Origin of the sequence: Pseudomonas sp. CM25, assembly GCF_013179705.1 — a bacterium.
GTDB lineage: Bacteria > Pseudomonadota > Gammaproteobacteria > Pseudomonadales > Pseudomonadaceae > Aquipseudomonas.
Window position 1 is genome coordinate 1 of sequence record NZ_JABMCW010000178.1, and the last position, 11,413, is coordinate 11,413.

An 11,413-nucleotide genomic window follows, 5' to 3' on the forward strand; every position below is an offset into this window, starting at 1 on the left:
CGCGACCCGACTTCGGCATCGCGCACTCAAGAGATATGGCCGAGAGAAATCCTTTCAAGGGGCAAGCAGAAAAAATCTGGATTATTGCTCTGGATTGGCCTTTCGCGGGTGAATCGGCCCGCTCAGGCTACACAGGCCTCGAAGGAAGGCGCATCCCCCCCCAACAACCGACTGATCCGCGCGCAATCATCTTCCCGGCGCAACTCGGCAAACAGCACCACCGCCTCGGGGTAACTACGGGTCAACATCGCCAGCCATTGCTTCATGCGCCCCGGCGCATAACGCGGCGAAAGCTTGTGCTGGGCCTGGCGCCAGAATTCGCGCAGCAACGGCAGCAGGTCATCCCAGCTCATCGGCTGATAATCCCGACCATCACTCGCCGCAGCAATCTGCAGGCCCAGGTCGGGGCGCGAGACCAGGCCACGGCCCAGCATGATGTCCTCGGCCCCACTGACCTCCCGGCAACGCCGCCAGTCATCCACGGTCCAGATCTCGCCATTGGCGAACACCGGCACCTTGACCACGTCCTGCACCCGCGCCACCCACTCCCAGTGTGCCGGTGGCTTGTAGCCCTCGACCTTGGTCCGCGCATGCACCACCAGGTGCGCAGAGCCACCTTCGGCCAGTGCCGTGGCACATTCCAGCGCGCCATCAGGGCTGTCGAAGCCCAGGCGCATTTTCGACGTCACCGGGATATGCGCGGGCACTGCCCGGCGCACTTCACGCACGATGGCGTGCAACAGCTCGGGCTCTTTCAGCAGCACCGCCCCACCGCGCGACTTGTTCACGGTCTTGGCCGGGCAACCGAAGTTCAGGTCGATCACCGGTGCGCCCAGCTGACAGGCCAGTGCGGCATTGTCGGCCAGGCACACCGGGTCCGAGCCCAGCAACTGCACGCGCATGGGCACCCCGGCGGCTGTGCGGGCGCCCCGCCGCAGCTCGGGCGCGAGCTTGTCGAACGAGGAAGGCGGCAGCAGGCGGTCGCACACGCGAATGAATTCGGTGACGCACCAGTCGATACCGCCCACGCGGGTCAGCACGTCGCGCAGGATGTTGTCGACCAGCCCCTCCATGGGGGCCAGGGCAATTTGCATGTCGGGGTCTCGGCGGAAAAAGCCGGCAGTCTAGCAAACATTGCCGGCGTTTCAGCCGCCGATCAGCGCCTGGCCGTAACCCTCGACAAATTCTGCCGGCATACGCTTGGGTTTGCCGCTGGACAATTCGATGCAGGCGAAGGTGGTCCGAGCCCGCAGCAGGGTAACGCCGTCACGCGGGCGCTTGAGCTGGAAGCGCCGGGTCATGCGCAGGCGCTGATCCCAGTCGATGATCCAGGTGGCCAATTGCAGCTCGTCATCTTCATAGCCGGCGGCCAGGTAGTCGATTTCGTGGCGCACAACGGCCATGGCCCGGTCCAGCCGGCGGTACGCGGCCAGGTCCAGGCCCAGGCGCTGGGAATGGCGCCAGGCGCAGCGTTCCAGCCAGGTCACGTAGACGGCGTTGTTGGCGTGGCCGAGGCCGTCGATATCCTCGCTGCCGACGCGCAGGTCGATGACGAAGGGTGTTGCCAGGTCCCAGCTCATGTTCGCTTCCTTGGCGCAAAATTGCGATTTAGCAGCGACCGGCAGGGGAAGTCCAGCCCTTGGATGGATTTACCGGGCTCATCAGGCGCTTTGCCGCGCTGGCGCACCCGCCCTGGCGAGCAATTCGAGCACGGCTTCACCCAGGCGCGGGTCGGCTAGCAGCCGTTGGTGGCCGCCCGCCTCCAACATCAACAGCCGGCTGTCGAACCAGGCCTTGTGAATGACCTGGGCTTCATCGGCAGCCACCAGGGCGTCATCGGCAGCGTGCACTACCAGCCCCGGAAGCTCCAGCTGGTAACCGGTAACATCCAGCCGCGCAACCTGCATGCCCACATCCCGCTCCACCTGGCGAATGAACGCAGCCCGTGCACGCGCCGGCAGCCCCAGGTGACGGGCAAACCCTCGCAACACCCCCAGCAACCGCGCCGGGCCCGCGATGCTCACCGCCGCCTCCGTGCGCAGGCCCATCTGCAAGGCCAGCAGCACGCTGGCAGCGCCCATCGAATGGCCAATGACCGCACGCAGCGGCGGCAACTCGGCGGCGGCCTCGAGCAGCGCCCTGGCAAACAGCACCACGTTGGCCTGCTCACCCGGCGAGCGACCATGCCCTGGCCCCTCCAGCGACACCACCGTGTGCCCGGCCTGGACCAGGGTTTCAATCAAGGCGGCGAACTGTGTGGGGCGGCCTTCCCAGCCGTGCATCAGCAGCACCGTCGGCCCCTGCCCCCAGCGTAATGCCGACAGGCCGAAGCGCAAGGTAATGCGCTCGGCACTTGCCTGCATGGGCAATTCCCAGTGCCGTGGCGGCAGGTTGCGCGGGGTCATGAAGGCACGGCGCATCTTGCCAGCGACGTGCTCGGGGGCCAGGCGGCCCAGGGTGCCATTGACGCCACGAATCCAGCTCAGGGTAGTCATTGCCATGCTCCAGGGTTACAGCACTGCCGATTTGGCGGCGCGCAGGATTCGGTCAGAAAGGTCGCTGGTGCCCAAGGCGCGGGCCAGGGCCAGCCCGCCGACCATGAGGGCCAGGTCGGCCAAGGCCTTGTCGGCATCCTCGGGGCGGTCGACCATGGCCGCTGCCATCAGCTCGATGTGCTCGGCCAGTACCTCACGGAAGGCTTCCGGCAGGCGCTGCATTTCTGCCAGTGAGTTCGGCAGCGGGCAGGCATGCACCTCGGCATCCCGGTGCTTGCGCGACAGGTAGAACGCACTGGCCAGCGCGCGCCGCCCGGCGCCATCGAGGCTGGGGTCGACCTGCGAAAGCAAGGCACGGCGCTCACCCAGCAGTTGGCTGAATGCTTCGAGCATCAGCTCGTCCTTGCTCTCGAAGTGGGCATAGAAGCCGCCAACCGTCAGGCCTGCCGCACCCATTACCTGGCTCACACTAGGCTCGGCCGGGCCATGCTGGATCAAGGCACTGCGCGCCGCCTCGAGGATGCGTTCGCGGGTTTTGCTCTTCTTGTCGCTCATGGGGCGGTCGCCGGGAAAAATATGATGATCGAAATATTATCCATATCATATTTTTTGGCAAGCAGATTTTCTCGCCGCCCGTCGGCAGCGGAATTTTCGCGAGGGAGAAAAACAAAAGGCCCATTCAATAAGCGAATGAGCCTTTAAAGTCCCGCAAAACGCGGGTAAACGTGGCGTCCCCTAGGGGACTCGAACCCCTGTTACCGCCGTGAAAGGGCGGTGTCCTAGGCCACTAGACGAAGGGGACGTAACCTTCGCGAAGATTCACTAACGTGAACCCTGGCAGAAATGGTGGAGCTAAGCGGGATCGAACCGCTGACCTCCTGCATGCCATGCAGGCGCTCTCCCAGCTGAGCTATAGCCCCGAAACAAAAGGCTCATCAATAATCGACGAGCCTTTCAAGCCCTGCAAAACGCAGGAAAAGTGGCGTCCCCTAGGGGACTCGAACCCCTGTTACCGCCGTGAAAGGGCGGTGTCCTAGGCCACTAGACGAAGGGGACGTAACCTTCGTGCCGGCTTGCTTACGCAAACCGCGGCAAAATTGGTGGAGCTAAGCGGGATCGAACCGCTGACCTCCTGCATGCCATGCAGGCGCTCTCCCAGCTGAGCTATAGCCCCGGATTTCTAGCCTCGCGGCCCAGCGACATAATGAAACATCGCTTGTGTAAAACTGGCGTCCCCTAGGGGACTCGAACCCCTGTTACCGCCGTGAAAGGGCGGTGTCCTAGGCCACTAGACGAAGGGGACGAACCTTCTTACCTTCAAGACCCGGTTGCTGGACCCGGTCTTGCTTGCCAGCCTGAGCTGCCAAGCGGAATTTGGTGGAGCTAAGCGGGATCGAACCGCTGACCTCCTGCATGCCATGCAGGCGCTCTCCCAGCTGAGCTATAGCCCCACAATGTCGCTTTGAACCGAATCGCTGGCTGGGTGCCTGGCGTTTCGTTTTCGTTCATCGCTGTGGACGGGGCGCATATTAAGATCGGATTGCACTGCTGTCAAACGAAATTTCGAAAATATTCAAAAGTTTTTTCACAGATAACAATCACTTACCGCCCTGTCCTAGTTTTTCCGGGTTTAGCTGGACCTGTGGAAGCGGGCGTGCCCGCGAATGCGATGGTAGATCAAACACCGCATTCGCGGGCACGCCCGCTCCCACAGGTCAGGTGCAAAGCTGAATCAGGCGATTGAGGCCAGCAGCTTTTCCCACTCTTTGTTTTCTTTCTTCGACACACCGCCCAGCAGGTCCAGCGCCTGGCGCAGGCGATAGCGGGTCAGGTCCGGGCCGAGGATTTCCATAGCGTCCAGTACCGACACCGAGCTGGCCTGGCCAGTAATGGCAGCGAACATCAGCGGCATGGCGTCGCGAAGCTTGAGCTCCAGCGCCTCGACCACAGCCTGGATGCAACCGGTGATACGCTCTTTTTCCCACTGGCGCAGGCTTTCGAGCTTCCACAGGATCAGCTGGATGACCTGGCGCACCTGGTCGGCAGACAGTTTCTTGCTTTCGAACAGCTTGGCGTCCAGCTTCAGCGCGCCTTCGAAGAAGAACCCGCCCAGCGGTGCGACCTGGCTGAAGGTTTCGACCCGGCCTTGTACATGCGGGGCAATCTTCATCATGTAGTCGCTGTTGAACGCCCACTTCTGCAGGCGCGTGGCGAACTCCTCGACCGGCAGCTCACGCAACCACTGGCCGTTAAGCCAGGACAGCTTCTCGATGTCGAAGATCGGCCCGCCCAGCGAGACGCGCGACAGGTCGAAGTGCTCGACCATCTCGGCCAGGGAGAACTTCTCGCGCTCGTCCGGCATCGACCAGCCCATGCGGCCCAGGTAGTTGAGCATCGCCTCGGGCATGAAGCCCATGCGCTCGTAGAACGTGACCGAAGTCGGGTTCTTGCGCTTGGACAGCTTGGACTTGTCCGGGTTGCGCAGCAGCGGCATGTAGCACAGCTTGGGCTGCTCCCAGCCGAAGTATTCGTACAGCTTGATCAGCTTGGGCGCCGATGGCAGCCACTCTTCGCCACGCAACACGTGGGTGATGCCCATCAGGTGGTCGTCGACCACGTTGGCCAGGAAGTACGTCGGCAGGCCGTCGTTCTTCATCAGCACCTGCATGTCCATGCGGTCCCACGGGATCTCGACGTCGCCACGCAGCATGTCAGGCACTACACACACGCCTTCGCTCGGCACTTTCATGCGGATCACGTGCGGCTCGCCAGCGGCCAGGCGGCGCTGCACTTCCTCGGCGCTCAGCAGCAGTGCGCGGCCGTCATAGCGAGGGGTTTCGCCGCGGGCTTGCTGTTCGGCGCGCATCTGCTCCAGTTCTTCGGCGGTGCAGAAACAGTAGAAGGCGTGGCCGGCGTCGACCAGCTGCTTGGCGTATTCGGCATAGATCGCGCCACGCTCGCTCTGCCGGTACGGGCCGTGCGGGCCGCCGACGTCCGGGCCTTCGTTCCATTCGATGCCGAGCCAGCGCAGGGCGTCGAAGATCTGCTGTTCCGATTCGCGCGTGGAGCGCAACTGGTCGGTGTCTTCGATGCGCAGGATGAACTCACCGCCGTGCTGCTTGGCAAAGCAGTAGTTGAACAGGGCGATGTAGGCAGTGCCGACATGGGGGTCGCCGGTAGGCGATGGCGCGATACGCGTGCGTACGGTGGTCATGGAGGGTCTCGAACGAAAGATGAAACAAAGGCGGGATGTTAGCAGGAGGCAGGCACCGGGCTCCAGCAATGGCGCGAACGTCACTTGTCGACGGGCCCTGCACCACTGTTAAATTTGCTTACATTTCTGCAACGATAGCCGCCATGCCTACCCAACTCAAACGCCGCCTGGCGATCTTTTTCACCTTGGTGGCCATCATCGCCCTCGCCTTTCTGGCCCACTGGTATTTCAAGGGCCGCTTCTACGAAGGCACCGACAACGCCTACGTGCAAGGCGAGATTACCCGCATTTCCAGCCAGCTGGGTGCCCGCATCGACACGGTGCCGGTCGAGGACAACCAGCACGTCGACAAAGGCGACTTGCTGGTGCGCCTGGAGGCCGCTGACTTCGAGCTGGCGATCGAACGCGCCCGCGCTGCCCTGGCTACCCGCGAGGCCGAACACGCCCAGGCGCAAAGCCGCCTGACCCAGCAGGGCAGCCTGATCGCTGCCGGCCAGGCCCAGGTGGCGGCCAACCAGGCCACCTTCGACCGCTCGCGCCTGGACCTGAGCCGCGCCGAAAAACTGCGCAAGCCAGGTTATGTCTCTGAAGAACGGGTCACCACTCTGTCGGCGGACAGCCACGTGGCCGGCTCCCAGGTCGACAAGGCCCGCGCCGACCTGCAAAGCCAGCGCCAGCAGGTGAACGCCCTGAACGCCGACCTCAAGCGCCTGGATGCGCAAATCGCCAACGCCCGCGCCGACCTGGCCCAGGCCGAGCTCAACCTGAGCCGCTGCGAGATCCGCGCGCCCATTAGCGGCACCATCGGCCAACGCAACGCCCGCAATGGCCAGGTGGTGCAGGCAGGTGCCTACCTGCTGTCGATCGTGCCGGACGAAGACATCTGGGTGCAGGCCAACTTCAAGGAAACCCAGATCGGCCATATGCAGCCCGGCCAGCGCGCCGAACTGGTATTCGACAGCTACCCGGACACCCCCGTCGAAGGTCGGGTCGACAGCCTGTTTGCCGCCTCAGGCGCGCAGTTCAGCCTGCTGCCGCCGGACAATGCCACCGGCAACTTCACCAAGGTGGTGCAGCGTATTCCGGTAAAACTGACCTTCACCGCCGACAACCCGCTGCGAGGGCGGATCCGCCCCGGCATGTCGGTCACCGCCACCGTCGACCTGCGCAGCGAAGACGAAGGCCCCCATGGCCGGTGACGCTTTGCTGCGGCCTGTTGCCGAGCCCAGCCGGCGCGACTGGATTGCGGTAATGAGCGTGATGCTTGGCGCCTTCATGGCAGTGCTGGACATCCAGATCACCAACTCGTCGCTAAAGGACATCCAGGGCGCGCTGTCGGCGACCCTGGAGGAAGGCTCGTGGATTTCCACCTCCTACCTTGTCGCGGAAATCATCATGATCCCGCTGACCGCCTGGCTGGTGCAGCTGCTGTCGGCGCGACGGCTCGCGGTGTGGGTCTCCGGCGGTTTCCTGCTTTCGTCACTGCTGTGTTCGATGGCCTGGAATTTGGAGAGCATGATCCTGTTCCGCGCCCTGCAGGGTTTTACCGGCGGCGCGCTGATCCCGTTGGCGTTTACCCTTACCCTGATCAAGCTGCCGGAACACCACCGCGCCAAAGGCATGGCCATGTTCGCCATGACCGCCACCTTCGCCCCCTCCATCGGCCCTACTCTAGGCGGCTGGCTCACCGAAAACTGGGGCTGGGAGTACATTTTCTATATCAACATTCCGCCGGGGCTGGTGATGATCGCCGGCCTGCTGTACGGGCTGGAGAAGAAAGAAGCGCATTGGGAACTGCTGAAAAGCACCGATTACGCGGGCATCCTCACCCTCGGGCTGGGCCTGGGCTGCCTGCAGGTATTTCTTGAGGAAGGCCACCGCAAGGACTGGCTGGAATCACACCTGATCGTCGGCCTGGGTAGCGTTGCGCTGGTCAGCCTGATCACCTTTGTCATCGTGCAGTTTTCCAAGCCGCATCCCCTGATCAACTTGCGCATCCTTGGCAACCGCAATTTCGGCCTGTCGAGCATCGCCAGCCTGGGCATGGGCGTCGGCCTGTACGGGTCGATCTACCTGCTACCGCTGTATCTGGCGCAGATCCAGGGCTACAACGCCTTGCAGATCGGCGAGGTGATCATGTGGATGGGCGTTCCCCAGCTGTTCCTGATCCCGCTGGTGCCGCAATTGATGAAGGTGATTTCACCCAAGGTGCTGTGTGCGCTGGGGTTCTGCCTGTTCGGCGCCGCCAGCTTCGGCTCGGGTGTACTCAACCCGGACTTTGCGGGGCCGCAGTTCAACCATATCCAGATCATCCGTGCGCTGGGCCAGCCGATGATCATGGTGACCATTTCGCTGATCGCCACGGCCTATATCCAGCCGCAGGATGCCGGCTCGGCTTCGAGCCTGTTCAATATCCTGCGCAACCTGGGTGGGGCGATTGGTATTGCCCTGCTGGCCACCCTGCTGGATGCGCGGACCAAGGTGTATTTCGATTACCTGAGGGAGTCGGTGGTGCCAAGCAACCCGCAGGTGGCGGAACGGTTGGCGCAACTGGCGGAGCGGCTGGGGAATGACAGTGCGGCGCTGGGCAAGTTGAGCGAGATTACCCACCAACAAGCGTTGATCATGGCTTACAACGATGCCTTCCACTTTGTCGGGATCGGGTTAGCAGTGAGCATGATAGCGGTGTTGATGACCCGCAAGTTGCCGCAGGGGTTGAAGGCTGGGGAAGCCCACTGAATTTTCGGTTGCCTGTAGCGGCCTCTTCGCTTGAGCGAGCGGGCTCGCCCGCGAAGAGGCCATTGCAGATAACGTGGCAATCAGCTGGTAATCAACCGCTCGCGCAGCTGGGTAATCTCGTCGCGCAGTTGCGCTGCCGCTTCGAACTCCAGGTCGCGGGCGAACTGCATCATCTTCTCTTCGAGCTGCTTGATGCGCTTGGTGATCTCGCCCGGGGTACGCAGTTCGGCCTCGTAACGGGCGCTCTCCTCCGCCGCCTTGGCCATGCCCTTGCGCTTTTTGCTGCGCGAGCCGGGCACAGTGGCGCCTTCCAGGATATCGGTGATGTCCTTGACCACGCCCTTGGGGACGATGCCGTTGGCTTGGTTGAACGCGATCTGCTTTTCCCGACGACGCTCGGTTTCATCGATGGCCCGCTGCATGGAGCCGGTCATGTTATCGGCGTAAAGGATGGCCCGACCGTTGAGGTTACGGGCGGCCCGGCCGATGGTCTGGATCAGTGATCGTTCGGAGCGCAGGAAACCTTCTTTGTCGGCATCGAGAATCGCCACCAGCGACACCTCGGGCATGTCCAGGCCCTCGCGCAGCAGGTTGATGCCGACCAGCACGTCGAAGGTACCCAGGCGCAGGTCACGAATGATCTCCACCCGCTCCACGGTGTCGATGTCGGAGTGCAGGTAACGCACCCGCACGTCGTGATCGGCCAGGTAATCACTGAGATCCTCGGCCATGCGCTTGGTCAACGTGGTCGCCAGCACCCGCTCACCCGCCGCGACCCGCTTGCGGATTTCCGAAAGCAGGTCATCCACCTGGGTCAGTGCCGGGCGAATTTCGACCTGCGGGTCGACCAGGCCGGTCGGGCGTACCACCTGCTCGACCACGCGCCCGGCATGCTCGGCCTCGTAAGGGCCCGGGGTGGCGGAAACGAAGATGGTCTGGGGGCTGACATTCTCCCACTCGTCGAAGCGCATGGGCCGGTTGTCCAGCGCCGAGGGCAGGCGAAAGCCGTACTCGACCAGCGTTTCCTTGCGCGAGCGGTCACCCTTGTACATGGCGCCAACCTGCGGAACGCTGACGTGAGACTCGTCAATTACCAGCAGGGCATCGGCTGGCAGGTAATCGTACAGGGTGGGCGGTGGCGCCCCGGCGGGCCGACCGGACAGGTAGCGCGAGTAGTTCTCGATGCCGTTGCAGTAGCCCAGCTCCAGGATCATCTCCAGGTCGAAGCGGGTACGCTGCTCCAGCCGCTGCGCCTCTACCAGCTTGTTGCCCTGGTGCAGGTACGCCAGGCGATCTTTCAACTCTTCCTTGATACCCTCCATGGCATCGAGCAAGGTCTCGCGCGGGGTCACGTAGTGGCTCTTGGGGTAGAAGGTGAAACGCGGCAGCTTGCGGAATACTTCGCCGGTGAGCGGGTCGAAGGCGGCGATGTTTTCCACCTCGTCATCGAACAGCTCGATGCGGATGGCCTCGAGGTCGGATTCGGCCGGGAAGATGTCGATCACATCACCGCGCACACGGAAGGTGGCCCGGGCAAAATCCATTTCGTTGCGGGTGTACTGCAGGTCGGCCAGGCGGCGCAGCAGCGCGCGCTGGTCAAGCTTGTCGCCGCGGTCCACGTGCAGGACCATTTTCAGGTAGGTCTCGGGGCTGCCCAGGCCGTAGATGCACGAGACCGTGGTCACGATGATCGCGTCGCGTCGCTCCAGCAACGCCTTGGTTGCCGACAGGCGCATCTGCTCGATGTGGTCGTTGATCGAGGCGTCCTTCTCGATGAAGGTATCCGACGACGGTACATAGGCCTCAGGCTGGTAGTAGTCGTAGTAGGAAACGAAGTACTCCACCGCGTTGTTGGGGAAAAACGCCTTGAATTCGCCGTACAGCTGCGCGGCCAGGGTCTTGTTCGGCGCCAGCACCAGCGTCGGCCGCTGCACCTGCTGGATGACGTTGGCGATACTGAAGGTCTTGCCCGAGCCGGTCACCCCGAGCAGCGTCTGGTGCGACAGGCCCGCCTCGATACCTTCGACCAACTGGCGGATGGCCTCGGGCTGGTCGCCGGCCGGCTGAAAACGGGTGACGAGCTGGAACTCGGACATGACGGACCTCGCGGTGTTGCAGCAACTGTAAATTTAGCCAGTAGTCTATACCCAAATGCGCCCCTAGGGTGGCGCTTTCAAGGCGCAGCTGTGAACGCTTGCTACGGTGGACACGGCAATTGGACCAATGGTCGAAAAATATTTGCGCAAAACGTCTGAAAAGGTGCGCCAGAGTGTCGCGGTGACCGGTCGGTATCACTATACTGACTCCCCGTTTGTGCACCGCTTCAGTGCATTCGGCTGGAGCGTGTACGTCCTATCACACTCCTATTCAGAGCCAAGGTAACAATGAGCCTGTTTTCCGCTGTCGAGCTGGCACCCCGCGACCCTATCCTGGGCCTCAACGAAGCATTCAACGCCGACCCACGTACCGACAAGGTCAACCTGGGCGTAGGCGTGTACTGCAATGAGGAGGGCCGCATTCCGCTGCTGCGCGCCGTGATCGAAGCCGAAACCCAGCGTGCCGCCCAGCACGCCTCGCGCGGCTACCTGCCGATCGACGGCATCGCCACCTACGACCAGGCCGTGCAAAAACTCATCTTCGGCGCCGAGTCACCACTGCTGGCCGCTGGCCGCGTGGTCACCGTGCAGGCCGTTGGCGGCACCGGTGCGCTGAAGATCGGCGCCGACTTCCTCAAGCGCCTCTCGCCAAACGCTGTGGTAGCTATCAGCGACCCGAGCTGGGAAAACCACCGCGCACTGTTCGAGACCGCCGGCTTCCCGGTACAGAACTACCGCTACTACGACGCACCGAGCAACGACGTCAACCGCGCCGGCATGCTCGAAGACCTGAACAGCCTGCCGGCCGGTTCTATCGTCGTGCTGCATGCCTGCTGCCACAACCCGACTGGCGTCGACCTGGGCCTGGA

Annotated in this window: 9 protein-coding genes and 6 tRNA genes; 3 read left to right on the forward strand and 12 right to left on the reverse strand. The window is 63.0% G+C overall.

Annotated features, from left to right (window positions below):
* Positions 1-122: 122 nt before the first annotated feature.
* The 11 genes from HP546_RS18155 to gltX all read right to left on the reverse strand — a co-directional run bounded on the left by HP546_RS18155 (position 123) and on the right by gltX (position 5,709).
* Positions 123-1,094: a tRNA-dihydrouridine synthase gene (locus HP546_RS18155; RefSeq protein ID WP_172228044.1), complete on the reverse strand. Its 972-nt coding sequence runs from the start codon at positions 1,092-1,094 to the stop codon at positions 123-125.
* Between the two features lie 51 nt (positions 1,095-1,145).
* Entirely contained in the window at positions 1,146-1,580 is a 435-nt protein-coding gene (locus HP546_RS18160) for a thioesterase family protein (RefSeq protein WP_172228045.1), read from the reverse strand.
* A gap of 81 nt (positions 1,581-1,661) precedes the next feature.
* A complete protein-coding gene (locus tag HP546_RS18165) occupies positions 1,662-2,495 on the reverse strand; it encodes an alpha/beta fold hydrolase (RefSeq protein ID WP_172228046.1) in 834 nt (277 codons plus the stop codon).
* A 15-nt stretch (positions 2,496-2,510) separates the two neighbouring features.
* Positions 2,511-3,050: a TetR/AcrR family transcriptional regulator gene (locus HP546_RS18170; protein ID WP_172228047.1), complete on the reverse strand. Its 540-nt coding sequence runs from the start codon at positions 3,048-3,050 to the stop codon at positions 2,511-2,513.
* Between the two features lie 171 nt (positions 3,051-3,221).
* Positions 3,222-3,297 (reverse strand) — tRNA-Glu (locus HP546_RS18175).
* A gap of 42 nt (positions 3,298-3,339) precedes the next feature.
* Positions 3,340-3,415 (reverse strand) — tRNA-Ala (locus HP546_RS18180).
* 60 nt (positions 3,416-3,475) lie between these two features.
* Positions 3,476-3,551, reverse strand: a tRNA-Glu gene (locus tag HP546_RS18185).
* Positions 3,552-3,593: 42 nt separating this feature from the next.
* Positions 3,594-3,669: transfer RNA gene (locus HP546_RS18190), tRNA-Ala, on the reverse strand.
* Between the two features lie 53 nt (positions 3,670-3,722).
* A tRNA-Glu gene (locus HP546_RS18195) sits at positions 3,723-3,798 on the reverse strand.
* Between the two features lie 72 nt (positions 3,799-3,870).
* Positions 3,871-3,946: transfer RNA gene (locus tag HP546_RS18200), tRNA-Ala, on the reverse strand.
* A 281-nt stretch (positions 3,947-4,227) separates the two neighbouring features.
* Positions 4,228-5,709: a glutamate--tRNA ligase gene (gene gltX, locus HP546_RS18205; RefSeq protein WP_172228048.1), complete on the reverse strand. Its 1,482-nt coding sequence runs from the start codon at positions 5,707-5,709 to the stop codon at positions 4,228-4,230.
* A gap of 143 nt (positions 5,710-5,852) precedes the next feature.
* Between gltX and HP546_RS18210 the strand changes: the two genes are divergently transcribed.
* Together HP546_RS18210 and HP546_RS18215 are read left to right on the forward strand one after the other, a co-directional pair.
* Positions 5,853-6,908, forward strand: a complete 1,056-nt coding sequence (locus HP546_RS18210) for an HlyD family secretion protein (RefSeq protein ID WP_172228049.1) — start codon at positions 5,853-5,855, stop codon at positions 6,906-6,908.
* On the forward strand, positions 6,898-8,448 hold the full coding sequence (locus HP546_RS18215; protein WP_172228050.1) for an MDR family MFS transporter: 1,551 nt from the start codon (positions 6,898-6,900) through the stop codon (positions 8,446-8,448). Before HP546_RS18210 ends, HP546_RS18215 begins: the two co-directional genes overlap by 11 nt.
* Before the next feature lie 80 nt (positions 8,449-8,528).
* Here the strand turns inward: HP546_RS18215 and uvrB are convergent, their stop codons facing one another.
* Positions 8,529-10,544: an excinuclease ABC subunit UvrB gene (gene uvrB / locus HP546_RS18220; RefSeq protein WP_172228051.1), complete on the reverse strand. Its 2,016-nt coding sequence runs from the start codon at positions 10,542-10,544 to the stop codon at positions 8,529-8,531.
* Between the two features lie 288 nt (positions 10,545-10,832).
* On the opposite strand from uvrB, the gene HP546_RS18225 reads away from it, so the two are divergent.
* A partial coding sequence (locus tag HP546_RS18225; protein WP_172228052.1) for an aminotransferase class I/II-fold pyridoxal phosphate-dependent enzyme occupies positions 10,833-11,413 on the forward strand: 581 nt, incomplete at its 3' end.

Coding starts and splice junctions, on each gene's coding strand:
- HP546_RS18210 (WP_172228049.1), top strand. CDS start 5,853: ATGCCTACCCAACTCAAACGCCGCCTGGCGATCTTTTTCACCTTGGTG.
- HP546_RS18160 (WP_172228045.1), bottom strand. CDS start 1,580: ATGAGCTGGGACCTGGCAACACCCTTCGTCATCGACCTGCGCGTCGGC.
- uvrB (WP_172228051.1), bottom strand. CDS start 10,544: ATGTCCGAGTTCCAGCTCGTCACCCGTTTTCAGCCGGCCGGCGACCAG.
- HP546_RS18155 (WP_172228044.1), bottom strand. CDS start 1,094: ATGCAAATTGCCCTGGCCCCCATGGAGGGGCTGGTCGACAACATCCTG.
- HP546_RS18165 (WP_172228046.1), bottom strand. CDS start 2,495: ATGACTACCCTGAGCTGGATTCGTGGCGTCAATGGCACCCTGGGCCGC.
- gltX (WP_172228048.1), bottom strand. CDS start 5,709: ATGACCACCGTACGCACGCGTATCGCGCCATCGCCTACCGGCGACCCC.
- HP546_RS18170 (WP_172228047.1), bottom strand. CDS start 3,050: ATGAGCGACAAGAAGAGCAAAACCCGCGAACGCATCCTCGAGGCGGCG.
- HP546_RS18215 (WP_172228050.1), top strand. CDS start 6,898: ATGGCCGGTGACGCTTTGCTGCGGCCTGTTGCCGAGCCCAGCCGGCGC.